This is a genomic window from Pseudarthrobacter sp. NS4 (assembly GCF_024758005.1).
GTDB lineage: Bacteria > Actinomycetota > Actinomycetes > Actinomycetales > Micrococcaceae > Arthrobacter.
Map to the genome: position 1 here is coordinate 2592410 of NZ_CP103288.1, position 24899 is coordinate 2617308.

At 65.0% G+C, this 24899-nt stretch carries 20 protein-coding genes and 2 tRNA genes; 2 read left to right on the forward strand and 20 right to left on the reverse strand.

The genetic code is table 11. From position 1 onward, the window contains the following. Positions 1 to 9: 9 nt before the first annotated feature. The 4 genes from NXY83_RS12250 to leuC all read right to left on the reverse strand — a co-directional run bounded on the left by NXY83_RS12250 (position 10) and on the right by leuC (position 4340). Entirely contained in the window at positions 10 to 789 is a 780-nt protein-coding gene (locus NXY83_RS12250; RefSeq protein WP_258802499.1) for a lysophospholipid acyltransferase family protein, read from the reverse strand. A gap of 11 nt (positions 790 to 800) precedes the next feature. Then, positions 801 to 2126 (reverse strand): UDP-N-acetylglucosamine 1-carboxyvinyltransferase, encoded by a 1326-nt coding sequence (gene murA, locus NXY83_RS12255; RefSeq protein ID WP_258802500.1) that lies wholly within the window; start codon positions 2124 to 2126, stop codon positions 801 to 803. 148 nt (positions 2127 to 2274) lie between these two features. Continuing rightward, positions 2275 to 2877 (reverse strand): 3-isopropylmalate dehydratase small subunit, encoded by a 603-nt coding sequence (gene leuD, locus NXY83_RS12260; protein ID WP_258802501.1) that lies wholly within the window; start codon positions 2875 to 2877, stop codon positions 2275 to 2277. Between the two features lie 8 nt (positions 2878 to 2885). Then, complete coding sequence (gene leuC, locus NXY83_RS12265; RefSeq protein WP_258802502.1) at positions 2886 to 4340, reverse strand: 3-isopropylmalate dehydratase large subunit; 1455 nt, start codon at positions 4338 to 4340, stop codon at positions 2886 to 2888. 113 nt (positions 4341 to 4453) lie between these two features. Between leuC and NXY83_RS12270 the strand changes: the two genes are divergently transcribed. Both NXY83_RS12270 and NXY83_RS12275 read left to right on the forward strand, forming a co-directional pair. Then, entirely contained in the window at positions 4454 to 5173 is a 720-nt protein-coding gene (locus NXY83_RS12270) for an IclR family transcriptional regulator (RefSeq protein ID WP_009356552.1), read from the forward strand. 37 nt (positions 5174 to 5210) lie between these two features. After that, entirely contained in the window at positions 5211 to 5747 is a 537-nt protein-coding gene (locus tag NXY83_RS12275) for a DUF1697 domain-containing protein (protein WP_258802503.1), read from the forward strand. 39 nt (positions 5748 to 5786) lie between these two features. Here the strand turns inward: NXY83_RS12275 and NXY83_RS12280 are convergent, their stop codons facing one another. From NXY83_RS12280 to ilvN, 16 genes are all read right to left on the reverse strand, one after another. Next, entirely contained in the window at positions 5787 to 7403 is a 1617-nt protein-coding gene (locus NXY83_RS12280) for a GTPase (RefSeq protein ID WP_258802504.1), read from the reverse strand. Continuing rightward, a complete protein-coding gene (locus tag NXY83_RS12285; protein WP_258802505.1) occupies positions 7400 to 9181 on the reverse strand; it encodes a dynamin family protein in 1782 nt (593 codons plus the stop codon). Before NXY83_RS12285 ends, NXY83_RS12280 begins: the two co-directional genes overlap by 4 nt. A 122-nt stretch (positions 9182 to 9303) precedes the next feature. After that, positions 9304 to 9379, reverse strand: a tRNA-Glu gene (locus NXY83_RS12290). Positions 9380 to 9507: 128 nt separating this feature from the next. Further along, a tRNA-Gln gene (locus tag NXY83_RS12295) sits at positions 9508 to 9579 on the reverse strand. 109 nt (positions 9580 to 9688) lie between these two features. Then, complete coding sequence (locus NXY83_RS12300; RefSeq protein WP_258802506.1) at positions 9689 to 10426, reverse strand: HAD family hydrolase; 738 nt, start codon at positions 10424 to 10426, stop codon at positions 9689 to 9691. Next, the gene (gene gltX / locus NXY83_RS12305; protein ID WP_258802507.1) at positions 10426 to 11940 is read right to left on the reverse strand and encodes a glutamate--tRNA ligase; all 1515 of its coding nucleotides are present in this window, start codon (positions 11938 to 11940) and stop codon (positions 10426 to 10428) included. Before gltX ends, NXY83_RS12300 begins: the two co-directional genes overlap by 1 nt. A gap of 52 nt (positions 11941 to 11992) precedes the next feature. Next, positions 11993 to 12769: a fumarylacetoacetate hydrolase family protein gene (locus tag NXY83_RS12310; protein ID WP_258802508.1), complete on the reverse strand. Its 777-nt coding sequence runs from the start codon at positions 12767 to 12769 to the stop codon at positions 11993 to 11995. Positions 12770 to 12837: 68 nt separating this feature from the next. After that, complete coding sequence (locus NXY83_RS12315; RefSeq protein ID WP_258802509.1) at positions 12838 to 13635, reverse strand: MBL fold metallo-hydrolase; 798 nt, start codon at positions 13633 to 13635, stop codon at positions 12838 to 12840. A gap of 126 nt (positions 13636 to 13761) precedes the next feature. Next, positions 13762 to 14874 (reverse strand): branched-chain amino acid aminotransferase, encoded by a 1113-nt coding sequence (locus NXY83_RS12320; RefSeq protein ID WP_258802510.1) that lies wholly within the window; start codon positions 14872 to 14874, stop codon positions 13762 to 13764. Between the two features lie 103 nt (positions 14875 to 14977). Next, entirely contained in the window at positions 14978 to 16030 is a 1053-nt protein-coding gene (locus NXY83_RS12325; RefSeq protein WP_258802511.1) for a 3-isopropylmalate dehydrogenase, read from the reverse strand. Between the two features lie 172 nt (positions 16031 to 16202). Further along, complete coding sequence (gene metG / locus NXY83_RS12330) at positions 16203 to 17762, reverse strand: methionine--tRNA ligase (protein ID WP_258802512.1); 1560 nt, start codon at positions 17760 to 17762, stop codon at positions 16203 to 16205. A gap of 34 nt (positions 17763 to 17796) precedes the next feature. Next, complete coding sequence (locus tag NXY83_RS12335; protein ID WP_258802513.1) at positions 17797 to 18552, reverse strand: ABC transporter ATP-binding protein; 756 nt, start codon at positions 18550 to 18552, stop codon at positions 17797 to 17799. Then, the gene (locus tag NXY83_RS12340; protein WP_258802514.1) at positions 18549 to 21344 is read right to left on the reverse strand and encodes an ABC transporter permease; all 2796 of its coding nucleotides are present in this window, start codon (positions 21342 to 21344) and stop codon (positions 18549 to 18551) included. The genes NXY83_RS12335 and NXY83_RS12340 overlap by 4 nt, the downstream gene beginning before the upstream one ends. 215 nt (positions 21345 to 21559) lie before the next feature. Next, a complete protein-coding gene (serA, locus tag NXY83_RS12345) occupies positions 21560 to 23149 on the reverse strand; it encodes a phosphoglycerate dehydrogenase (RefSeq protein ID WP_258802515.1) in 1590 nt (529 codons plus the stop codon). 127 nt (positions 23150 to 23276) lie between these two features. Then, the gene (ilvC, locus tag NXY83_RS12350; RefSeq protein WP_258802516.1) at positions 23277 to 24302 is read right to left on the reverse strand and encodes a ketol-acid reductoisomerase; all 1026 of its coding nucleotides are present in this window, start codon (positions 24300 to 24302) and stop codon (positions 23277 to 23279) included. Positions 24303 to 24385: 83 nt separating this feature from the next. Next, complete coding sequence (gene ilvN, locus NXY83_RS12355; RefSeq protein WP_079597732.1) at positions 24386 to 24898, reverse strand: acetolactate synthase small subunit; 513 nt, start codon at positions 24896 to 24898, stop codon at positions 24386 to 24388. Position 24899 lies beyond the last annotated feature (1 nt).

Sequence of the window (24899 nt, forward strand, 5' to 3'; positions counted from 1 at the left end):
CGTCAGAGGTCACAGAGCATCCGCTCCGTTGCCGGGCTGCTGCTTTTTCGGTCCGCGCTCCACGACGCGCCCGTGTTTTGCCTGCTGCTTCCGCGCAGGATCCCAACGTTCCGCCGGCGGCTGCTCTCCCCTGATCTCCGAAAGGAGGTTGGTGATGGCATCCATGATCGCGTCGGTGGCCCCGCTCAGCGTGGCCTTGTCCAGGGGGCGGCCCCTGAACTCGCTGAGATCAACAGGCTCACCGACCACTACCCTTGATTTCTTGCGCGGGAACAGGTGGAACCGCTTGCCGTAACGCGGGAAGACCTCGTGGGCTCCCCAGTGTGCGATGGGAACCACCGGAATCCCGCCCTCAAGGGCAAGCCGTGCTGCCCCGGTGTGTCCCTTCATGGGCCACATATCGGGGTCACGCGTCAGCGTGCCCTCCGGATAGATGATGATTGCCCCGCCCTCGGCCACGATTTCCTGGGCGAGCTGGAGGGAGCGGTTCGCTCCCGCCGTCGAACGCTCCACGGGGATCTGCTTGGTGGCCCGCAGGACCCAGCCCAGGACCGGAACCTTGAAGAGCCCTGATTTTGCCAGGAAGTGCGGAGCACGCTTGTGGTTGTAGAGGATGTGGCCGATGATCAGGGGGTCGATCTCGGTGCAGTGGTTGGGTGCGGCGATGAAGCCTCCGGCAGGCAGCTTTTCAGTGCCTTCCCACTTTTTGTCCATCATCAGGTTAAACAGTGGGCGAACTATCGCGGCGACCACTGCCAGGGTTGCGCGGCTCTTGGCCGATTCCTTCACGGTCCGTCCCGCTACTTTGCAGTGGTGATGTCGAAGTCGGCACCGAGTCCGGCAAGCTTTTCGGTGAAACGCTCGTATCCGCGGTTGATGATGTCGATGCCCGTCACGCGTGACGTTCCGGTGGCTGCCAGGGCGGCGATCAGGTGGCTGAATCCGCCGCGGAGGTCAGGCACGTCGATATCGGTTCCCTTGAGCTGGGTGGGTCCGGAAATCACTGCCGAATGCAGGAAGTTCCGCTGGCCGAACCGGCACGGGACGCTGCCCAGGCATTCGCGGTGGACCTGGATGCTGGCACCCATCCGGATCAGGGCGTCGGTAAAGCCGAAGCGGTTTTCGTAGACCGTTTCATGGACGATCGAGACGCCTTCAGCCTGGGTGAGCGCCACGACGAGCGGCTGCTGCCAGTCCGTCATGAAGCCGGGGTGCACGTCCGTTTCCAGGACCAGCGGGTTGAGCTTTCCGCCGCGGTGGTAGAAGCGGATGCCGTCCTCACCGATATCCATCCCGCCGCCCACCTTGCGGTAGGTGTTGAGGAAAGTCATCATGTCCCGCTGCGAAGCACCCTCGACGAAAATGTCGCCACGGGTGACCAGGGCAGCGGACGCCCACGACGCCGATTCGTTGCGGTCCGAGAGAGCCCTGTGGTTGTAGCCGCCGAGGTCGCGGACACCTTCGATCCGGATGGTGCGGTCCGTCTGGACGCTGATGATGGCGCCCATCTTCTGCAGCACAGCGATGAGGTCGATGATCTCCGGTTCGGTGGCGGCACCGGAGAGTTCGGTGATGCCCTCGGCGCGGGTGGCGCTCAGCAGCACCTGCTCGGTGGCCCCAACGGACGGGTATGGCAGGGAGATCTTGGCGCCATGAAGTCCCTTGGGTGCGGAGATGTGGATTCCACCGGGGCGCTTTTCCACGACTGCGCCGAACTGGCGCAGGACGTCCAGGTGGTAGTCGATGGGGCGGTCGCCGATCTTGCAGCCGCCAAGGTCGGGGATGAACGCCTCCCCGATAGCGTGGATCAACGGCCCGCAGAGAAGGATGGGAATCCGCGAGTCACCCGCGTGTGCATCGATGGCGGTACTCGGCGCCGTCTTGGCAGCCTTGGGATCGAGCGTGAGGTCACCATTGACCGGGTCCTTGACCACGGTGACGCCGTGCAGCTGCAGGAGGGAGGTGACCACCTCCACGTCCTTGATCTCCGGAACGTTCCGCAACACCGACGGTTCGTTGCCCAGCAACGCTGCCACCATGGCCTTGGGGACCAGATTCTTTGCCCCGCGGACGCTGACGCGGCCTGTAAGCGGGACTCCGCCGCGGATTGTCAGAACACTACTCATATACCGGTTTCCTCACGATTACTCGCCCCCAAATCCTTGCAGAGGCTCCAACCAAGCATAGGAGGTCGTGTTACCGAACCGAAATACGCGGGCCCGGCAGGCAGGGTGTGGCGGGCCCGCGCCGGCCGGAATGCTGCTTGAACGGGGGCTAGGAAAGCCGTGCCGGCAGGGTTTTCGGCTTGAAAGCAGGGCGCGTGGCTTCGTAGGCCGTGATATCCGCCTCGTGCTGCAGGGTGAGGCCGATGTCATCCAGGCCTTCCAGCAGGCGCCACCGCGTGTAGTCGTCGATTTCGAACGGTGCAACGATATTGCCGCACACCACCGTCTTGGATTCCAGGTCCACCGTGACTTCGGTGCCGGGAGCGTTTTCGAGCTCTTTCCAGATCAGTTCGATGTCATCCTGTGCAACCTGGGCCGCAAGGAGTCCCTGCTTGCCGGAGTTGCCGCGGAAGATATCGGCAAAGCGCGATGAAAGGACGGCTTTGAAGCCGTAGTCCTTCAGCGCCCACACCGCGTGTTCCCGCGACGAGCCGGTGCCGAAGTCCGGTCCTGCCACCAGGACAGAACCGGTGTTGTAGGGTTCCTGGTTCAGGATGAAGGAAGGGTCCTTGCGCCAGGCGGAGAACAGTGCGTCTTCGAAGCCGGTGCGGGTGATCCGCTTGAGGTAGACCGCGGGGATGATCTGGTCCGTGTCAACGTTGCTCTGGCGAAGCGGGACGCCGATGCCTGTGTGCTTGGTGAACTTTTCCATGGTGTGTCCTAGGCTGCGTCGGTGCGGATGGCTGCGGGTTCGGGCGCCGGCTCAAGGTCGGACGGCGAGCTGAGCGTGCCGCGGACGGCCGTGGCCGCTGCCACCACCGGGGAGACCAGGTGGGTGCGGCCGCCCTTGCCCTGGCGTCCTTCAAAGTTGCGGTTGGAGGTGGAGGCGCAGCGCTCCCCCACGTCCAGCTGGTCCGGGTTCATGCCCAGGCACATGGAACAGCCGGCGAAACGCCACTCCGCGCCGAAATCCTTGAAGACCTTGTCCAGGCCCTCGGCCTCGGCTTCGAGGCGGACGCGCGCGGAGCCGGGGACCACCAGCATCCGGATGTTCGGGTCCTTTTGGCGCCCGCGGACAATATCCGCAGCGGCGCGCAGGTCTTCCATGCGGGAGTTGGTGCAGGAACCCAGGAAGACGGTGTCCACGCGGATGTCCTTCATGGGGGTCCCTGCCTCAAGTCCCATGTACTGCAGGGCCCGCTCAGCGGCGGCCTTGGCGTTCTCGTCGCCGAAGTCCTCCGGTGACGGCACGGACTGGGACAGCGAGACACCCTGGCCGGGGTTGGTGCCCCAGGTGACGAACGGCTCCAGGGTGTTGGCGTCGAGGTCCACTTCGGCGTCGAAGGTGGCGTCGTCGTCGGTGCGCAGGGTGTTCCAGTACTCGACGGCGGCATCCCACTCAGCACCCTCGGGGGCATGCGGGCGGCCCTGCATGTACGCGTAGGTGGTGTCGTCGGGTGCAACCATTCCCGCGCGGGCGCCGGCCTCGATGGACATGTTGCAGATGGTCATCCGGGCTTCCATCGACAAAGCACGGATCGCCGAGCCGCGGTATTCGAGCACGTAGCCCTGGCCGCCGCCGGTGCCGATCTTGGCAATGACGGCCAGGATGATGTCCTTGGCCGTGACGCCGGGACGAAGCGTCCCCTCGACGTTGATGGCCATGGTCTTAAACGGCTTCAGCGACAGCGTCTGGGTAGCCATGACGTGCTCCACCTCAGAGGTACCGATCCCCATGGCCAACGCCCCGAAGGCTCCGTGCGTGGACGTGTGGGAGTCGCCGCAGACCACTGTCATGCCCGGTTGGGTGAGTCCCAGCTGCGGACCGACGACGTGCACGATGCCCTGTTCGGCGTCGCCCAGGCTGTGCAGCCGGACGCCGAACTCGGCGCAGTTGTTGCGCAGCGTCTGGATCTGGGTTCGGCTGGTCAGGTCGGCGATAGGCTTATCGATGTCCAGCGTCGGAGTGTTGTGGTCCTCCGTGGCGATGGTCAGGTCAGGACGGCGGAGCTTGCGCCCCGCCAGGCGCAGCCCTTCGAATGCCTGCGGGGACGTGACCTCGTGGACCAGGTGAAGGTCGATGAAAAGAAGGTCGGGCTGGGCATTGGCACCTTCGCCATCGCCTTTGCGCACCACATGTGCGTCCCAGACTTTCTCGGCCAATGTCTTTGCCATGGCCATCTCCCTTCACTGCTGTTTGGCTGATTGGTTTAACTGAATCAGGATGGCTCCATCCTGCGCCAGCGGAAAGATTTGCATCTCAGATAATGAGACGGCAATATCATTACATGGACAATTCTAGTGGAGTCGGTGTCATTGATAAAGCGGCCCAGGTGCTTGATGCACTTGAGGCCGGCCCCACCACCCTGGCGCAGCTGGTGGCGGCAACCGGCCTGGCCCGGCCCACTGTCCATCGCCTCGCACTGGCATTGGTTCATCACCGCCTGGTCAGCCGCGATATCCAGGGGCGGTTCGTGCTGGGCAGCCGGCTGGTGGAGCTGGCATCGGCCGCCGGCGAGGACCGTTTGATTGCCTCCGCAGGACCGGTCCTTATGCAGTTGCGCGACGCTACAGGCGAGAGCGCACAGATCTTCCGCCGCCAGGGCGACTGGCGCGTCTGCGTGGCATCCGCCGAGCGTCCCATCGGCCTGCGCGACACAATTCCCGTAGGCACCCAGCTGTCCATGAAGGCAGGTTCGGCGGCGCAGGTACTGCTCGCGTGGGAGGACCACGACCGCCTGCTTGAAGGCCTGCAGTCCGCGCGCTTCACGCCCACTGTCCTGGCAGGCGTACGACGGCGGGGCTGGGGCCAGAGCCTCGGCGAACGCGAGCCGGGGGTCGCCTCCGTCTCGGCACCGGTGCGCGGCCCGTCCGGCCGCGTGATCGCCGCCGTCTCGATTTCCGGGCCCATCGAGCGCCTCACCCGCCAGCCCGGCAGGCTGCACGCCGAGGTGGTCTGCAACGCCGGCCGGATCCTTACCGAAGCCCTCCGCAAGAACAACGACTGACGGCATCAGCCGACGGCCCGGGAACTAAGCTGTGGCCATGGGCAGCTACGCAGTGTTTCTTCGCGGCATCAACGTGGGCGGCATCAATATCAGGATGGCGGACCTCAAGGAAGCGCTGAAGGCCTGCGGTTTTGCGGATGCCAGGACTCTCCTTGCCAGCGGAAACGTGGTGCTTACCAGCACCCTTGACGCCGCTGCCGTCAAACAGGAATGTGAACAGTGCCTCCGAAGCGCCTTTGGCTACGAAGCCTGGGTAGTGGTCCTGGACGCCGGCAGGGTGGCGGAGCTGGTGGCCGCATGCCCGTATCCGGAAGACAACAAGTCCACCCACACCTACATCACACTGTCCTCGGACGCAGCGGTGCTTGATGAGCTGGATGCGGCCGGGGCAGCCCTCGAGGGCGCTGCACAAAAGCGGCTGGGACCCGAGGCACTGGCATGGCTGGCACCGGCCGGCGGAACACTGGACAGCCCTTTCAGCAGGGTTTCCGCCAAGGCAAAGTTCAAGGCAGCCACCACAACCCGCAATCTGCGGACCCTGATCAAAGTCCGTGACGCCGCTGCTGCCCCCTAAGCAGGCGGCACGCAGGCACCCGTAGCCGGTGCCGTGGTGCTACCCGGCCGCTGCCTTCTTCAGCGCGGCATTGAAGGCGGCAAGCCTGCTGACTTCCACCTCAACGGGTTCCACCACCAACTCCTCAGCCACGGCGGCCACGGCAGCATTGAGCCGCTTCCGCGCCCTGCCCGCGCGGGCGTTCGCTGCAGCCGCCGCGATGAAGCGGCCGGTTATGGCAAGGAAGATTCCCAACACCACTCCCAGGGCGATCATCAGCGTAGGCACCGGCCAGCCCTCAACCCGAGGCACCTCGGGCACCGGCATCTGGAAATAGCCCAGGGCCGCCAGGACACCGAGCCAGCCAAGGCCGCCCACCACCGTGAGCAGCGCCAGCCACTGCACCACATTGAAGACTCCCCACCACCAGGATTTGCGGTTCGCGGAAAGGTCCGTTCCGGCGATAGCCTGGTCAAGAGCGTCAGGCAATCTTTCCCTGCCTTCCTTGGCCGCGCCCCGAATGGCAGCCCGCCAGGGACCAGGTGCTCCCTCGCTGGCGGCGTCGGCAAATTCCCGCACCGCAGCGTCCGTGCGGGCGCGTTCCGCTGCTCCGGCAGGAGGCAGGGAGGTCCGACTCAGCTCCGATGGGGCCGTGCTGCGCAGGTTAAGCCGGCGCAGCGGATCCGCCCGGAACCTGGAGAGCCAACGGGTCACTGGCCAGCCGGTACGCCTGACAGCCTCCAGCCGGTAGGACTGGCCTACCGCCCGAACTACAACCGGCACATTGGCAGCCACCGCGAGTTCGTTGGTCAACCGGGTTTTTGCCCCCGCCCGGACGCCGGCGGCCTCTCCCTCACCGGAAGCCCCGCCCAGTTCCGCAGAAGCCTTGGTGACGTCGGCAGCGAGCCGCTGCGACTGGGCCTTGCGTTGGGAGGCGACGGTGCGGATGGCAGCCCGGACGTTCTCGACGCCTGTCCCGGTCAGTGCCGACGCCGCAAGTACCTGGACCTTGCCGAGTCCGTCGCGGGCCAGGATGCTCCGCAAGGATTCAAGCACAGGCTGCACGTCACGCTCAGGGAGCCTGTCCACCTGGTTGAGGACCACCAGTGTCACCGCACCGTGGGACGCCAGGCGCGACAGGAAGTCGTTGTGGACTGCTGCGTCCGCATACTTTTGTGGGTCAAGCACCCACACCAGTACATCAACGAGGCCAACCATCCGCTGAACGACTTCCCGGTTGGCTGCCTTGGTGGAGTCGAAGTCCGGCAGGTCCAGCAGGATCAGGCCGGTGTCCTCATCGGCGAATCCGTTCACGGCTCCGGCGTGGTGCCGGTTACGGACCTCCAGCCAGTCAAGCAGGGGGTCGCTGCCCTCGGCCCCCCACACCCCCGCCAAAGGTTCGGACGTCGTCGGGCGGCGGGCGGCCGCCGTCGCGATTTCAGCTCCGCTGACCGCGTTGAAGAGGGAGGACTTGCCGCTGCCGGTAGCGCCGAAGAATCCAACCACCGTGTGGTCGCCGGACAGCGACCTTCGCGAGCTGGCACGCTCCAGGACAGTGAACACTTCCTGAAGGGACTCATCCGGAAGGACACCTTCGCCGAGCTGCCGGGCGTCATCAAGGGCGGAAAGCCGGCGGTCAAGCCGGGAAGAATCCCGGGTGTCGCTGTGGCGGCTCATGCGTTGTCCGCCAGCCGTGCCAGCGCAGCTGCGTGGGTGGCCAGGGTCCGCTCGGTGTCATCATTGCGTTCCGGCAGCCGGTCCAGGAACTTTTGCCGCTCGGTTTGCAAGAGCAATTGGCAGCGGGCATGGAGGTCCTGCCGGGCTTTTTCAGCCATCCGCCGGACGGCGTCCTCACCGAAGACTGCTTCGAGCACCCGCTGGCCCACAATGGCCGTCCCGCCGGCTACCCCGACCTCGAGCCCGGTCAGTCCTGCGGTCATCGAGAACACGACGATCATCAATGCCGCGCCCAGCCCGTTAATCCCGAAGGACAACCAGCGCGCCTGGGTTCGCTTTCCCTGGCCCTCGGTGCGAATCAGATCCATGAGGGCTTCCTGCCATGCCCGGATTTCAGCGGCTGCCCGGTTCTCAAAGCCCGGAGTGGTTCCGGACAGGTCGTCCGTTCCCAGGAGGTGGCGTCCCGCGGGGTCTGAGCGCCAGCGCTGGTCGGTCTCCTCGGACGCGTTCGCCGCTTCGTCAACGATTACTGCCTGCAAACCTGTTTCGATGGCTGCTTCGACACTAACGGCGGGGGCCGGTTCACCTCGGAAGAAGGCTCCCACGCGGTCACGGAACCGCCCCACGTTCTGCTCCAGCGTCCGGAAAAACTCGCCTGTGCCCACAAAGTCCTGCCAGCGGGCCAGCACCTCTCCCCGCAGGAGCGCGCCATCTTTTGTCGCGTCCAGAATACGGTGTGCCGCATCCCGGTAGGCGGCAACGGCAGCCGCTTCAAGATGGTCCGCTGCCCGCTGCTGCTCCCGGGCAGCCTGGGCTACAGCGGAAACACGGCCCGCCAGGGCCCTGACAGTCCCATTCAGCGTGCGGCGGGCGATGTCCGAACGGCCTGCGGCATCGGCAGCCAACTCCCCCAGCCAGGTGCGCAGCGGGAGGACCGCACCGGGAGGCAGCATGCCCAGCTCATCCAGGGCGACCTCCGGGATGATGAACAGCTGGGCGCTTCCCAGGCCTTCCCGGTCAAGGAGGCTGCGAAGATCATCGCTCACCTCAATTTCCGCCCCGGGCGGGACACGGTCCAGTACCACCGCCACCATGATGTCCCGTGAAGCCGCATTTAAGAGCAGCTTCCAGGGAACGGCGTCGGCATACCGATTCGCGGTGGTGACAAATACCCAAAGGTCCGCAGCTGCAAGGAGCTGCGCTGCCAGCGCGCGGTTATCGTCTGAGATGGAGTCGACGTCGGGCGCGTCCAGGACGGCGATTCCCGCGGGGACCGCCGGATCTGCAACCAAGACCAGGGAGTTCATTGCGCCGGCGTCCGGGAGCGCCCCTGCCCGGCTGGCGGGAACCGGACTGCTGGAAACGGTTCCCCTGATCCGGCTCAGATTCGGCAGGACCCGCTGGCCCTCAAACCATGCTGCCTCCGACGGATGGTGCAGGAGGATTGGTTGGCGGGTGGTGGGACGGATAGCCCCCGAACGGGTCACCGGGTGGCCTACAAGGCCGTTCACCAGCGTGGACTTTCCAGCACCGGTCGAGCCGCCGACGACGGCCAGGAGCGGGGCATCGAGGCTGCGGTAGCGCGGGAGGATGTAGTCATCGAGCTGGGCTACGGCACTCCTGGCCTCCAGCCGTGCCTGCTCCACCTGCGGCAAGGCAAGCGGCAGCTCGGCGCCGGCCAGATCAGCGCGCACCTCTTCGAGCAACGTCACTGCTGCCAAGGCCGGCGGCACCGATTGTGAATCTTGCGGGAATTCCTGCTCGTTCCGGGAGGTCACAGAAACATCATGCCAGTTGGGGCCGGCCGTCAGGCGCTGTTCAGACCGGTTCCCCCTAAATCAGCACAGCATTTGCCGGCTCAACAAAAAAGGTCCCGGGCGTTTGCCCGGGACCTTTTCCTTGGTGACCCCAGCGGGATTCGAACCCGCGTTACCGCCGTGAGAGGGCGGCGTACTAGGCCGCTATACGATGGGGCCGTGTACTTCCAGACCGCGTTTCCGCTGGTCAAGCTCAGTGATTGTTTCACACACTTCGCTGCGGTTTCAAATCGGCGGACCGCCTGAAACCTTCCTGCCTTGAGGCGATACAGGCCCTCAAACCAGAGCTGGGATACCAGGACTCGAACCTAGAATGACGGTACCAGAAACCGTAGTGTTGCCAATTACACCATATCCCAATGATACTTTCGGGCCGGTTTTCAGGGCTTTTGCCCCGCTCCGTGCCCCTCAGCACGAGAAATTACTTTACCCGAGACTTTCGGCTCGCACAAATCGGCGCGGTGTGACCTAGCTGACCAGTTGGTCCAGGGAGGTGACCATGCCGCCGTCGAACCCCTCCCCCGGCTCGCCCGTCCGGTTGAGCCAGACACCCAGGAGCCCCGCCGCCGTAGAGCCTTCAGCATCAAGAAGCCGGTTGTCGCCCACGTAGAGGGTCTGGGACGGGAGGGTCCCCAGGAGGCGGACACCTTCAAGGTAGATCGCAGGATTAGGCTTGGCCACGCCGAGGGTGTCCGTGCCAACCAGCCGCGAAATACGGTCCAGCCCGGCGCTGTCGAGCTTGGCCCGCTGGTAGTCGTGGACATTGTTGCTGACCGCCCCGTAGGGGATGCCTGCGCGGTCCAGGACATCGAGCAGGGGCAGCACGTCGGGGAAGGGCTTGACGTAGGCAGGCTGCTTCTCTATGTACGCATTGAGCCACTGGTGCGATTCAGGGCCCTCGCCAAGTTCAACACCGAAGTGCCCCAGGGCAGCACGGCCCCGGAGCAGGCGCTGTTCGTTGAAGGTCAGTTCACCGGCAAGGTACTGGTCGTAGTAGTGCGTGGTCTCGTGCGTGAAGATGCGGCCAAACCGCTCCCACCCGGTCTGGTCAAGGCCGGGCAGGAGGTGCTCACTGACTTCCCGCAAGGCGGTTGTCATCGAATATTCGAGGTCCACCAGGGTGTCATCGATGTCGAAAAGGATGCCCCGGACGGTCCCGAAGGGCGTTTCCAGGAAACCAGTGCGTGCCTTACTGGGAGCAGTCATCAGCCGCGGAAGGTCCGGAGCCGGCGCAGGGATGATTCCTTGCCCAGGATCACCATTGACTCAAACAGCGGCGGCGAGATCCGGCGTCCGGAAACCGCTGTGCGGACGGGGCCGAAGGCGAGCCGCGGCTTGATCCCGAGGTCCTCCACCAGCGCCTGCTTGAGTGCCGTCTGGATATTGTCCGGGGTCCACTCATCAACTGGCTCGAGCGCCGTGATTGCCGCATCGAGTACTTCGGCCAGGTTCTCCGGCAGTCCCTTGCGGGCGTCATCGGCGATGTCGATGGCGTCGTCGGACTTGAAGAGGAACGCAAGCATTTCCGGGGCCTCGCCGAGCAGCGTGATGCGCTCCTGGATCAGTGGAGCGGCCTCGGTGAGTATCTCTTCCTCTCGGTCAGTCAGAATCTCGCCCACCAGATCCGCGGCGCGCAGGTAGGGTGCCAGCCGTTGACGGAACACCTCCGGAGCGAGCATCCGTACGTGGGTTCCGTTGATCGCCTCGGCCTTCTTCAGGTCGAAGCGCGCCGGGTTGCCCAGGACGTCGTGGATGTCGAAGTGCTCCACGAGCTGGTCCACGGTGAAGATGTCCTCATCAGCGCTGAGTGACCAGCCCAGCAGGGAAAGGTAGTTGAGAAGGCCCTCGGGGATGAAGCCGCGTTCGCGGTGCAGGAACAGGCTGGACTCGGGGTCGCGCTTGGAAAGCTTCTTGTTGCCCTGGCCCATTACATAGGGAAGATGGCCGAATTCAGGCATGTACCGGGCAACTCCCACCGCGTGGAGGGCCCGGTAGAGGGCAATCTGCCGGGGGGTGGAGCTGAGCAGGTCCTCACCGCGCAGTACGTGGGTGATGCCCATGAGTGCATCGTCCACGGGGTTGACCAGCGTGTACAGCGGAGCGCCGTTGGCCCGCACTACTGCGAAGTCGGGCACGGAGCCGGCGCGGAAGGTGATGTCGCCGCGGACCAGGTCGTTGAACGTAATGTCCTCGTCAGGCATCCGGAAGCGCAGGACGGCCTCACGGCCCTGGGCCTTGAACTCCGCGATCTGCTCGTCTGTCAGCGTCCGGTCAAAAGCGTCGTAGCCAAGCTTCGGGTCCCGTCCCGCGGCGCGGTGGCGGGCCTCGATCTCCTCCGGCGTGGAGAAGGACTCGTAGATGAACCCGCCGTCACGAAGCCGCTTGATGACGTCCTGGTAGATATCGCTGCGCTGCGACTGCCGGTACGGCTCATGCGGGCCGCCCACCTCCACGCCCTCGTCCCAGTCAATCCCCAGCCACTTCAGCGCGTCCAGCAGCTGGTGGTAGCTTTCCTCGCTGTCACGCGCCGAATCGGTGTCCTCGATCCGGAACACCATGGTGCCTTTGGTGTGCCGGGCGTAGGCCCAGTTGAAAAGGGCCGTACGGATCAATCCAACGTGCGGGGTTCCCGTGGGCGAAGGGCAGAAGCGGACGCGAACGGGGGTGTCCGGGGTGACGGGCGGGATGGAGGCAGCAGGCGACGCAGAAGCAGTAGTCATAGTGGCTTCAACTTTACCGCCTGGCGCCAAACCGTCAGGGCGCGGCCAGGGGTCAGCGGCGGACGACCGGGTTGGACAACCGCCCGATGCCTTCGATCTCCACTTCAAAACGGTCACCGGCATTGACCAGGCCGACGCCCGCCGGGGTGCCGGTCATAATGACGTCACCGGGAAGCAGGGTGAAGGCCTGCGAGACAACGGACACGAGTTCCCTGACCCCGCGGATCATCTGGCTGGTGCTGCCGTCCTGGCGCAGTTCGCCGTTGAGGCGGCCCTGGATCTGGAGGTCCTCGGTGTCCAGCTCAGTCTCGATCCATGGACCGAGCGGCGCGGAGGTGTCAAAGCCCTTGGCGCGCGTCCACTGCAGATCGGTCTTCTGGACGTCCCGGGCGGTGAGGTCGTTGCCGCAGGTGTACCCGAAGATAACGTCGTCCACGCGTTCCTCGGGGACGTCCTTGCAGATCCGGCCGATCACCACGCACAGTTCCGCCTCAAACGAGACTTCTTCGGAGAATTCCGGCAGCACAACCGGATCGTTGGGGCCAACGACGGCGGTGTTGGGCTTCAGGAAGAGGAGCGGCTGCGCGGGCACTTCGTTGCCGAGTTCATGCGCGTGCTCCACGAAGTTGCGGCCGACGCCGATGACCTTGCTGCGCGGGATGATGGGCGCAAGCAACCGCACGTCTTCCAGCTTGTGGCGGACGGACGTGCGCTCCACGCCATTGAAGAAGGGATCTCCGTGGATGACAGTGATTTCCTCACTGCCCGTTTCACCTTCGACAACGCCGTAGAGGGGATCAGAATCGACGACAAACCTGACAATACGCATGGTTCCTACCCTACCGTCCCGTCTGCTGCTGCCGATTCCGGCCTCCCGGGTCCGTGCCACCGGAAGGGTCAGCCCTGCCCGCCTTCTTCGCGCAGGTAGTGAAGCTGGGCGGCCACTGACGTTTCAGCCGCCCGCCGGACGGAAGGGTCGACGTCGGCATACACCACGTCAGCCACCTCACCCGCGGTGGCGTCCCGGCCGAGCTGGTCCAGCGCCGCCCGGATCTGGCCGAGCCGCTCCTGCCGGTGCAGGCGGTAATCCCGGGCAATGGACTCCACAGAGGGCAGCACCGGCCCGTGTGCCGGCAGGACGGTGGCCGCACCGAGCGCCTCAAGCCTGTCCAGGGTGGCGAGGTAGTCCCCCAGGGTGCCGTCCGGGTAGTCAAGCATGGTGGTGCCCCTCCCCAGGATGGTGTCGCCGGTCAGCACTGATCCGTGGGGGCCGTCGTCGGGAAGGAGGAAGCACAGCGAATCGGACGTGTGGCCGGGCGCGGCCAGCACGGTGATGCCCACTCCGGCAGCATGGATCACCACACCGTCCTGCAGGGGTTCGCCGCCGCCGTGGCAGTGCTCGGGATCGGCAGCACGGACCGGGGCAGCTGTCAGTTCATGAAGGCGGGCAGCACCTGCAGTGTGGTCCGCGTGGCGGTGGGTAATGAGAATCAACTCCACCGGGCCGGCGGCAAGTGCCCGCAGGTGGGCGTCGTCCAGAGGTCCCGGATCCACTACGACAGCACCGGGATAACCCGCCGCGCGAAGCACGTACGAATTTGTTCCCTCCAGACTCATCGGTCCGGGGTTGGGGGCCAGGATGAACTGCGTCAGGTCTGAGCTGCGTTGCAGGATGGGGCCGGAAGCTGGGGTCACCGGTCCATCTTTGCATTGACCCCTGCGTCGGCAGCAAGACAGGCTTTGGACTAACGCTCACGCAAACGGCGCCTGCCGGGCAAAAGCCCGGCAGGCGCCGTCGTTCTTCGTGGATGTGAAGCCCGGCTAGGCCAGGCGCGTCAGCCACCCGTGGGTGTCCGGGACCGCGCCTGTCTGGATGCCCAGCAGCCGTTGGCGGATGGCCATGGTGGTCTCCCCTGCCGTGGCGTCTTCGGAGCCGATGAATTCAGTGGCGTCCTTCAGCACCCCGATGGGCGTGATGACGGCAGCCGTACCGCACGCAAAAACCTCTGCGATCTCACCCGAGGCAACGCCTTCACGCCACTCATCAAGGGTGATCTTGCGCTCGGTGACGTCGCGGCCCATGTCCTTGGCCACCTGAATGACGGACATCCGGGTAATGCCTTCGAGGATGGTGCCGGTCAGCGCAGGGGTGACCAGCGAGCCGTCCTTCATCACGAAGAAGACGTTCATGCCGCCCAGTTCCTCGACGGCATTGTCGTTGAACTGGTCAAGGAAGAGAACCTGCTTGCAGCCGTTGGCTTCGGCCTCCTGCTGCGCGATGAGCGAAGCGGCATAGTTGCCGCCGCACTTGGCATCGCCGGTCCCGCCGCGGCCGGCCCGGGCGTACTCGCGCGAGATCCAAATGGACACCGGCTTGAGTTCGCCGCCGAAGTAGTTGCCGGCGGGCGAGGCGATCACGCGGAAAGAAACTTCGCGGGCGGCACGGACGCCCAGGAAGGCCTCGGTAGCGATCATGAACGGCCGCAGGTACAGGGCTTCGCCGTCGCCGGCCGGAACCCATTCCTTGTCTGCGGCCACCAGTTCGCGGATGGCTCCAAGGAAGTACTCTGCCGGCAGTTCCGGAAGGGCCAGCCGCCGGGCGGACTTGTTGAGGCGGGCGGCGTTGGCTTCCGGGCGGAAACTCCAGATGGAGCCGTCGGCGTGGCGGTAGGCCTTGAGTCCTTCGAAGATCTCCTGGCCGTAGTGCAGCACAGCAGCGGATGGGTCAAGGGTGATGGGGCCATAGGCCTCAACCCGGGGATTGTGCCATCCGCCGTTGCCGTTCGCGTCCACGCTGTAGTCGACGATGGCGGTGTGGTCGGTGAAGTGGTCGCCGAATCCCGGGTTTGCCAGGATGGCTGCACGCTCTTCAGCAGACTTCGGGTTGGCCGAAAGCTGCTGGCTGAATTCGACGCCATGGGCGGTCTGAGTCATGGTTCCTCCACGATCGGCCGCCCCGGGTTCAGCGCTGAACGGCAAGGCGGCATTTGGTGATTCGACACAAGCTTACGCCCGTTGCCCGCGGCCCTAGCGCGGGTTAGAGCCCAGCTGCGATGGCATCTCCCACGGCACTCGTGGTGCGGGGGCCGCCGTCGCGCTTTTCGACGTCGGCCACCACTGCCGCTTCGATCCTGCGGGCCGCCGTGGTGTAGCCGAGGTGGTCCAGGAGGAGGGCAGCGGACAGGATGGCGGCTGTGGGGTCCGCCTTGCCCTGGCCGGCAATGTCCGGCGCCGAACCGTGGACCGGCTCAAACATGGAGGGCGCTGTGCGGTCCATGTTGATGTTCCCTGAAGCTGCCAGTCCAATGCCGCCGGTGATGGCTGCGGCGAGGTCGGTGAGGATATCGCCGAAAAGGTTGTCGGTGACGATCACATCGAAGCGGGACGGATCCGTGACCATAAAGATGGTGGCGGCGTCCACGTGCAGGTAGTCGTGGGTGACGTCCGGGAATTCGGTGGCCACGGCCTCCACCGTGCGCTTCCACAGCTGTCCTGCGAAGACCAGGACGTTGTGCTTGTGGACCAGGGTGACGTGCTTGCGCTCCCTTGCGCTGGCACGGCGGAACGCGTCCCGCACTACCCGCTCCACGCCGTGGGCCGTGTTTAGTGACACTTCGGTGGCAACTTCGTGGGGAGTGCCGGCACGCAGGGTGCCGCCGTTGCCCACGTAGGGGCCTTCGGTGCCTTCCCGGACCACGATGAAGTCGATGACACCCGGATTGGCAAGGGGGCTGCCCACCGTTCCGTAAAGCCGGGAGGGCCGCAGGTTGACGTAGTGGTCCAGGCTGAAGCGGAGCTTGAGCAGCATCTCGCGTTCGATGATGCCGGAGGGGATCCTGGTGTCTCCCGGGGCTGCACCTACTGCACCGAACAGGATCGCGTCGCGGGTCCGCAGGTCCGCCAGGACTTCGTCCGGCAGGGTCTCCCCGGTGGCCAGCCAATGCTCGGCACCGAGCTTGTAGTGCGTCTGCTTGAGCTCGACGCCCTGCGCCACCACGGCTTTCGCGAGGACCTTGACTGCCTCGGCAATCACCTCGGGGCCAATGCCGTCGCCGGGAATAACTGCCAGATCGATGGAAGATGCGCTCATGGTTTCAGGGTAGCCAAGTCATCCATATGCTGGTCAAGCCGTCTCAAGATGCGAACGCCTCGGGGACGCCCTCTCACTTCCTGCAGGAAAACAGCGAATGCTCTCTCACCATCGGTCCAGGGGTGAGAGAGCGTTCGCGAAAAACCTACAGAAAGTGAGAGAGGGTCAAGGGCTAAGCCTCCGCGGGCTCCTCATACTTGGGGAACACCGGTGACGGTGCCGGCAGCGTTGTCCCGGCCACGATGGGCGTCGCGATTGCCGGGAACTGGCGTGCTTCCCCTTCAGGCTGGCCCAGGCTGTCCAGGAGCGCGGCCGTGGCGGTGGGCATTACCGGCTGGGCCAGGATGGCCACGATCCGCAGCACCTCAAGCGTCACGTACAGCACGGTGTTCATGCGTTCGACGTCGGTCTTCCGCAGCACCCAGGGCGCCTGTTCCGCGAAGTAGGCGTTGGTGTCACCCAGGACGCCCCAGATGGCTTCGAGGGCACGGCTGAATTCCTGCTTCCCGAATGCCGACCGTGCGGCCTCCAGCAGCCCGCCGGCCTGCGCCAGAATGGCGTGGTCCGCTGCGGTGAATGCCCCGGGCGTGGGAACCATGCCGCCGCAGTTCTTGGCCACCATGGACAGGGAACGCTGGGCGAGGTTGCCGAAGTTGTTGGCGAGGTCCGCGTTCATCCGGCCTACGATTGCGTCATGGTTGTAGCTGCCATCGGCACCGAAGGGAACTTCGCGGAGGAAGAAGAAGCGCACCTGGTCCAGGCCGTACTGCGCCACGAAGTCCGCCGGGGACACCACGTTGCCAAGTGATTTGGACATCTTCACGCCGGCGTTGTGGAGGAAGCCGTGGATCATCACCCGCTTGGGCAGGTCCAGCCCGGCACTCATGAGGAACGCCGGCCAGTAGATGGCGTGGAAGCGCGAAATGTCCTTGCCGATGATGTGGACGTCGGCCGGCCAGTACTTCCGGAACTTCTCCGATTCAACGTCCGGGTAGCCGACGCCGGTGAGGTAGTTGGTCAGCGCGTCAACCCAGACATACATTACGTGCTTGTCGTTGCCGGGGACGGGCACGCCCCAGTCAAAGCTGGTGCGGCTGATGGACAGGTCCTCCAGCCCGCGCTTGACGAAGCTGATCACTTCGTTGAACCGGTAATGGGGGGCACCAAATTCAGGCTGTGTCTCGTAGAGGGCCAGGAGCTTGTCCTGGTAGGCGGAGAGCCGGAAGAAGTAGCTCTCCTCCGCCGTCCAGGTAACCTCGGTGTCGCTCTCTTTCGTGTAGCGCACGCCGTCGTCCTTGACCACGGTGTCGTCCTCGCCGTAGAACGCTTCGTCCCGGACGGAGTACCAGCCCTCGTACTTCGACAGGTAGATGTCGCCGTTGGCTTCCATCTTCTTCCAGATGGCCTGCGACGCGGCGTAGTGATCCTCATCAGTGGTCCGGATGAAGCGGTCATAAGTGATCCCCAGGGCGGCATGTGCTGCCTTGTAGACCTCCGCGTTCCTGTCCACCAGCTCCTTGGGCGTGATGCCTTCCTTCTCGGCCGTCTGGGCGATCTTCATGCCGTGCTCGTCCGTGCCGGTCAGGAACATCACGTCATAGCCGTCGAGCCGCTTGAAGCGCGCCATGGCGTCGGTGGCAATGTACTCGTAGGCGTGCCCGATGTGCGGCACGCCGTTGGGGTAGGTGATGGCCGTGGTGATGTAGTACGGCGTTTTCTCTGAAGCAGTCACGTGCGGACAGTTACCTTCGGTGCGGAGGGACGGGCTAGATCAGTTCAGTCAGGGTATCGCTGAGCCGGACAAGTTCGTGGTCGTGTGACGCCACCAGCACGGCAATTCCGTCGGACGTGGTGTCTTTCAGGATGCTGATGATGCGGTTGGCGGAAGCGCGGTCCAGGCTGGCGGTCGGCTCGTCCACCACCAGCACCCTGGTGCCCAGGATCAGGGCACGTGCGATGGCGACCCGTTGGCGTTCACCGCCGGACAGCTGGGCGGGACGGTGCCGCATCCGGCGGCCGAGGCCCACCAGGTCCAGCAGGTCCTTGGCCATGTCCCGCCGCTGGTCCACTTCGCCGTCGGGAACGGCCGGCAGGAGCACATTCTCGAGGGCGCTCATGCCGTCAATCAGGGCGCCGCCCTGGTCCACATAACCGATCAGGGCACGACGGCGGTCGGCGATTTCGTCGTCGCCCATGCTTTCAAGGGAATCGCCTTCCCAGAAGACGCGCCCCGAGGTCGGCAGCGTGAGGCCTGCGCCGACGGTCAGGATGCTTGTCTTGCCGGAGCCGCTCCGCCCGGCGACGCAGTGCATTTCGCCGGCGTGCAGGGTGAGGTCGAAATCCTCAACAACGCTGACTGCTTCAGCACCGCCCTTGCCGCCGCCATAGCGGATGGTGATGCCGCTCAGTTCCAGCGGGGTGGCGTGGTCGGCCGCCTTGACGATGGTGTTGGCGCGGGTCTGCAGGGGAACCTCACCGGAGCCGCCCCGGCGGCTCCGGTGGACATTGGTCGGGTTTGTCATTGGACCACTTTCGTTGCAATCGGTATCCAGCAAAGTACAGCCACGAGGCCGGCGACGGCTGCCCACAGGGCGGCATAGGGGGCGAGCAGGAGGCCGATGCCGAGGGCGCCCAGCACGCCCAGCGGCAGGGCCACGGTTCCCACCAGCGCGTTTTCAAAGAGCCGGACCTGGCGGAGCATGTCCGGGTTCCATCCCATGGCTTCAAGGATGCTCAGGTACTGCCGCTTGGCATTCAGTTCAAACCGGCCGGTCACGAGTGTCAGGACCAGGCCCACCACAACCCCGGCCAATGCCAGCAGGATGCTCGGCAATGCCACGCTGGCGGCGGCCAGGCCGCTCAGCGCGCTGGCACCTGCTGCGCGCGGGATGTCGATCAGCAGGGCGATCAGCCCGCCCACGGCGGCACCGAAGACGCCGACGGCGACGGCCAGGGACAGCGTGTTGAACTTGTTGGTGCCCAGCTGGCGGTTGGCGAAGGTCAGCGGCGAGTCCACCGGAATAAGCCGCTCGTCGTGCTGCGGCTCCTGGTCAATGACGTCGCGGTGGCGAAGCTGCTGTGCCGCGAAGAGGGCCGCGCCTGCGTAGAGCACCAGCACGGCGACAGACACCAGGGCCGTTGAAAGGCTCCAGCTGACCAGGCTGAGTACAATGCCCGCCACTGCCAGCAGTACTGCTCCGACGCCGAATTCCTCCAGCACCCAGCTGCGGATGCGCCGCTGCGTCCAGCCCATGGCCCGCAGGGTGCCCGCCTCGCTTCGGCGCTTGCGGATGTAGCTCACCGTTGACGCTCCGGTCAGCAGTGCTGCGCCGCACAGGGTCAGGAAGAGCAGGGTGACGTTGGTTCCGGACAGCGATCCCGTGACCGCCTCCGCCGCGTTCTGCCGGACCCAGGACTGCTGAACAGTACCCAGGGCGGATTCCTTGCCGGCGTCGTCCTTGGAGTAGCCGGGGACGAAGATGCTGGCGTCCTCACGCGCCGAGCCGGCCACGATGGTGGCTTCCAGGCCCATCGCGCGGATGTCGTTGGCGAGCTTCTCCACGTCCGGCTGCGCCTGCTTCCAGCTGCCCGGCGCCTTGGCCCGGACACGGACGGCGTCGATGACGTCCGCGTTCTCGGTGTATCCGCGTGCAGCGGCCAGTCCGTAGTAGTCGGTGATGGCGCCGGCGGACTGGCTGGCGAGGCCGGTGGCGCTCAGGGAGGGCTCCAGTTCCGTGGCGGGTACGTCCTTGCCGTCAGCATCCTTGACCAGCGTGAAGGGAGTGGGATCGTAGCCGCCGAGGGGCAGCTTGTTGACGTCACCGGCGGCCTCGGCCACGGCGGCGGGATCAAAGGTTCCGTAGACCATGGCAAGCGGAGCTGCCGCCTGCTCCCCCGTGGACAGGTTTTCGCGGTAGGACCGCTCGTCCACGGGTTCGCGCTGGGTCTGGTCAACAGGGGCGCCGTTGGCGCTCTTTTCGGGCAGCCGGTTTACGGTGACCCACTCGCCGGGAACAGCAGTCTTGTCCACGGCGCCGTTGGCTGCGGTCTCCCCGTCGGTGTATTTTGGGGCGGCAGCAAAGTCGGTGCTCCACTTGGCAGGGGTGTAGAGGCCCTGGTTGAAGTTGCCGCTGCTGCCCAGGAGGGACGAGTGGTCGGTGGAGCCGGGCCAGGACAGCACGAACGGATCCTTGGACACGAACGGCAGGTAGTCCTTGTCCAGCGACCGGGACACCGTTCCGACCTCTTTGACCACCTTGCCGGCGTCGTCGATCTCTTCGATCTTGACGTTGTATTTCAGGTCCAGGGAAGTGCCCGAGCGGACGATGAGCGGAATCGCCTGCGAGTCGGCCGTCAGCTGGCCGGTTCGCTTTGCCTGCTGGTACTGGGTCATCAAAGGTGCCCAGTACTTGAGCTTGACGCCCAGGAAGTCCGGCCCCTCCTCCAGTTGGTCGAGGCCGATGCCGTTGGTGAACAGGCCTTCGAAGTAGCGGCCAATGGCTCCTGCATCCCGGGCATCGGCGGGCGGGGCCTTTTCCAGCGGGGCCAGGAAGTCACCGGCCGAACCCAGCAGGGCACGCTCGGCGGCGGGGTCCACGGCCACCACCGATTCGGTCACCTCGGGGGCAAGCGGCAGGGACACGGACAGGTTGAAGAGGTTGTGTTCCGAGCCGCCGGCCGGGGCGGGGAACTTGATGCCTGTTTCCCCAGCGGGCGCGGCGATCCGGATGCTGCTGCCGCCTACGGCCTTTTCCTCCACAAGCTTTGCCTTGCCGAGGCTCCCTTCGGCAGTGGACTTGAACAGCGTCTGTTCGGAGACGCCGTCGGAGCTCACGGCGCTGGCAGTGAGGCGGTACGTCTTGGTTTCGTCGCTCAACACGGATTCGGCTGCGGGCCATTTGTCCGGAGCAGTGGCGCCGGCGGACTGGTCTGCCGTTGCGGTCCCGGCCAGCCCGGCGTTGTAGCCGAGGTAGTCCATGGCGTCAAGGCGGGGGGCCTCGAGGTTCTGGGTTACGCGGGAGACCAGGCTGATCGGGGCGGCCACCGACGTTCCGGAAAGCTTCCTGATCGAGTCCAGCTGCTCGAAGCTGATGCCGCCGGTGCCGTTGGCGATTTCGGGCTGCAGCAGTGCCGCGGAGGGCGCCTTCGCCTGGACCAGGACGTCATAGAGTCCCCGTGAATTTTCATCCACTGTCCGGTTGAGTGCAGCCTGCGACTGGCTTTGGACGAGGACCGACAAGCACATGGCTGCGATCAAGATGGCCGCGGTCAACAGCAGCACTTTGCTTCTGATGAACCTCTGGACGGCGTTCATTGAACTCCCTGAAACCTGGATTGCGTGCGCACATTCGTGTCCGGCGGGGGCGGACATGGGCGATTAGCTAACGGATGTGCAAAAGGTATTGGCCGGCCTGCCGGCACTGTCCTGAACCAGGACGAAGCCATTGTAAGCAGACCGGCCAATCATACGTGGCCCCGGCGGGGCGCGCCGAGCGGAGGCCGTTGGTACGGCGTTTCCCGGACCTGGGGCTAGTCCTCCAGGTCCACTTCCCGGACCAGCTCGGCACCGATGCCTGCCTTGATGGCGTCGAGTACCTGCTGCGGCACGGAGCTGTCGATGGTCAGCAGAGCGAGCACCTGGCCGCCCTGGTCCGTGCGCGCCACCTGCATGCCGGCGATGTTGATGTTGTTCATGCCCAGGATGTGGCCAATGGTTCCGATGACGCCGGGACGGTCGGTGTAGCCAACCACCACGAGGTGCTCGCTGATGGGGATTTCAACTTCGAAGCCGTTGATGCCCACCAGTTTCTGGATCTGCTTGGGCCCGGTCAGGGTGCCGGCCACGGAGATCTGGCTGCCGTCGCTCAGGGCGCCGCGCAGGGTCAGGACGTTGCGGTAGGACTCGGTTTCCGGCGTGGTGATCAGGCGGACGTTGATGCCGCGCTGTTCGGCGATGACCGGGGCGTTGACGTAGGAGACCTGCTCGGTCACGACGTCGGCGAAGATGCCCTTCAGTGCGGCCAGTTCCAGGACTTTGACGTCGAGCGAGGAAATTTCACCGGCTACCTCGACGTCGAACTGGGTCAGGGAGTCGTGGGTCAGTGCAGTGAAGATGCGGCCCAGCTTTTCGATCAGCGGGATGCCCGGGCGGACATCGGGGGCAATGACGCCGCCGGCGACGTTGACAGCATCAGGTACCAGTTCCCCTGCCAGGGCGAGCCGGACTGACTTGGCCACGGATACGCCGGCCTTTTCCTGCGCTTCGTCGGTGGAGGCACCGAGGTGCGGGGTCACCACTACGTTGTCCAGCTTGAAGAACGGCAGGTCGGTGCTGGGCTCCTTGGCGAAAACGTCAACGCCGGCGCCGGCAATTTCACCGGCCTGCAGGGCCGTGTAAAGGTCTTCCTCGTCAACGAGGCCACCGCGGGCAACGTTGACCACGTAGGCGGTGCTCTTCATCTTCCTGAAAGCATCGGCGCCGAGCATGCCCACCGTCTCCGGCGTCTTTGGCATGTGGATGGTGATGAAGTCGGACTGGGCCAGGAGTTCGTCCAGGGTGACCAGCTGCACGCCGAGCTGCGCTGCGCGGGCGGAGGTGATGTAGGGGTCGTAAGCAAGGATCTTGGTGTCGAAACCCTTGAGGCGGGCCGCAACGAGCGCACCGATCCGGCCGAGGCCGATGATGCCGATCTTCTTTTCGAACAGTTCGATGCCGGTGTACTTGGAGCGCTTCCATTCGCCGTCCTTGAGGGCGGCGCTGGCCTGCGGAATGTGGCGGGCCAGGCTAAGGATGTGGCCCACGGTCAGTTCGGCCGCAGAGACGATGTTGGACGTGGGGGCGTTGACCACCATGACGCCGGCCTGGGTGGCGGCTTTGATGTCCACGTTGTCCAGTCCCACGCCGGCGCGGGCAATGACCTTGAGGTTCTTGGCGGCGGCGATGGCTTCAGCATCGACCTGGGTCGCGGAACGGACCAGGATGGCGTCAACGTCAGTGATCGCCGAGAGCAGCTGTGAACGGTCGGAACCGTCGGTCTGGCGGATTTCGAAATCCGGGCCGAGGGCATCGACGGTGGCGGGGGAAAGTTCTTCGGCGAGCAGTACTACGGGTTTTGACACGGCTGATCCTCTGCGTTGCAGTCCTGGGGATGGAAACAAGTCTAGGCCGACGGAAAGGCCGGGCTCACATTGTTAAGTGTGAACCCGGCCTCACGTTGCCCTTTATCGGGGGAAGGAACCTGCAGCCTTAGCGGGCTGCTGACCCTTCAACGTAGTCCACGTCCTGCTGCTGCCAGGAGAACAGGGAGCGCAGCTCGCGGCCGACTCCCTCGATGGGGTGCTGCTCGGCCTTGGCACGCAGCTCCTTGAACTCCACGCCGCCGTTGTCCTGGTCCTCGATGAAGCGCTTGGCGAAGGCACCGGACTGGATGTCAGCCAGGACTGCCTTCATGTTTTCCTTCACCTCGGGGGTGATGACGCGGGGGCCGGAGACGTAGTCGCCGTATTCCGCGGTGTCGGATACGCTCCAGCGCTGCTTGGCAATGCCGCCTTCCCACATGAGGTCAACGATGAGCTTGAGCTCGTGGAGCACCTCGAAGTAGGCGATCTGCGGCTGGTAACCGGCTTCGGTCAGGGTTTCGAAGCCGTACTGGACCAGCTGGGACACGCCGCCGCAGAGGACAGCCTGCTCGCCGAAGAGGTCGGTTTCGGTCTCTTCGGTGAAGGTGGTCTTGATGACCCCGGCGCGGGTACCGCCGATGGCCTTGGCGTAGGACTTGGCCAGGTCCCAGGCGGAGCCCGAAGCGTCCTGCTCGACGGCGATGATGTCGGGGATGCCGCGGCCGGCCTCGAATTCGCGGCGCACGGTGTGGCCCGGAGCCTTCGGGGCGACCAGGATGACGTCAACGCCTTCCGGTGCCTGGATGTAGCCGAAACGGATGTTGAAGCCGTGGGCGAAGGCCAGGGCCTTGCCGGGGGTCAGCTTGTCCTTGATGGAGTCGTTGAAGATCGAGCGCTGGTGCTGGTCCGGCGCCAGGATCATGATGACGTCGGCCCATTCGGCGGCGTCGGCAACGTTCTTGACCGTGAAGCCTGCGTCCTCGGCCTTGGCGGTCGACGTTGAGCCCTCCTTGAGGGCGATGGCAACCTCGACGCCGGAATCGCGCAGGTTGAGCGCGTGGGCATGGCCCTGTGAGCCATAGCCAACGATGGCGACCTTGCGGCCCTGGATGATCGACAGGTCGGCGTCGTCGTCGTAGAACATTTCAGTCACTTGCGTAACTCCTCTTGAGTGGTTTCTAGATAGGTGTGTTGGTGGTGCGGTTGCGGGCGCGGAGGTTCCGCCAGGTGATGTTCCTAGGCGGAACGCAGCGCCCGGTCACTCATGGAGCGGGATCCCCGTCCAACGGCCAGGGTGCCGGACTGCACGATTTCGCGGATGCCGAAGGGCTCCAGCACTGAGAGCAGTGCCGTGAGCTTTTCGGGGTGGCCGGTTGCTTCAATGACGACGGAATCGGTGGATACGTCGACCACTGAGGCGCGGAACAGGTCTGCAGCCTGGGTCACCTGCAGGCGTGTTGCGGCATCCGCACGTACTTTAACCAGGATGTGGTCGCGTTGTACGGAAGATTCGGGGGTCAGCTCAACGATCTTGATGACGTTGATCAGTTTGTTGAGCTGCTTGGTGACCTGTTCGATGAGGTCGCCGTCTGCGTCGACCACCACGGTCATCCGGGAGATGCCCGGGACTTCGGTGGGGCCAACGGCCAGGGAGTTGATGTTGAAGGCGCGGCGGGCGAAGAGGCTCGCAACCCGGGTCAGGACGCCGGGCTTGTCTTCAACCAGAACGGAAAGTGTGTGGCGGCTCATG

Bases quoted from the DNA above. Each gene is read 5' to 3' on its own strand.
- NXY83_RS12300 (WP_258802506.1), bottom strand. From the start codon at position 10,426: ATGACTGCTCCCAGTAAGGCACGCACTGGTTTCCTGGAAACGCCCTTC.
- leuD (WP_258802501.1), bottom strand. From the start codon at position 2,877: ATGGAAAAGTTCACCAAGCACACAGGCATCGGCGTCCCGCTTCGCCAG.
- NXY83_RS12310 (WP_258802508.1), bottom strand. From the start codon at position 12,769: ATGCGTATTGTCAGGTTTGTCGTCGATTCTGATCCCCTCTACGGCGTT.
- ilvN (WP_079597732.1), bottom strand. From the start codon at position 24,898: ATGAGCCGCCACACACTTTCCGTTCTGGTTGAAGACAAGCCCGGCGTC.
- leuC (WP_258802502.1), bottom strand. From the start codon at position 4,340: ATGGCAAAGACATTGGCCGAGAAAGTCTGGGACGCACATGTGGTGCGC.
- NXY83_RS12325 (WP_258802511.1), bottom strand. From the start codon at position 16,030: ATGAGCGCATCTTCCATCGATCTGGCAGTTATTCCCGGCGACGGCATT.
- NXY83_RS12280 (WP_258802504.1), bottom strand. From the start codon at position 7,403: ATGAGCCGCCACAGCGACACCCGGGATTCTTCCCGGCTTGACCGCCGG.
- NXY83_RS12275 (WP_258802503.1), top strand. From the start codon at position 5,211: ATGGGCAGCTACGCAGTGTTTCTTCGCGGCATCAACGTGGGCGGCATC.
- NXY83_RS12320 (WP_258802510.1), bottom strand. From the start codon at position 14,874: ATGACTCAGACCGCCCATGGCGTCGAATTCAGCCAGCAGCTTTCGGCC.
- NXY83_RS12270 (WP_009356552.1), top strand. From the start codon at position 4,454: ATGGACAATTCTAGTGGAGTCGGTGTCATTGATAAAGCGGCCCAGGTG.
- NXY83_RS12335 (WP_258802513.1), bottom strand. From the start codon at position 18,552: ATGACAAACCCGACCAATGTCCACCGGAGCCGCCGGGGCGGCTCCGGT.
- NXY83_RS12340 (WP_258802514.1), bottom strand. From the start codon at position 21,344: ATGAACGCCGTCCAGAGGTTCATCAGAAGCAAAGTGCTGCTGTTGACC.
- murA (WP_258802500.1), bottom strand. From the start codon at position 2,126: ATGAGTAGTGTTCTGACAATCCGCGGCGGAGTCCCGCTTACAGGCCGC.
- gltX (WP_258802507.1), bottom strand. From the start codon at position 11,940: ATGACTACTGCTTCTGCGTCGCCTGCTGCCTCCATCCCGCCCGTCACC.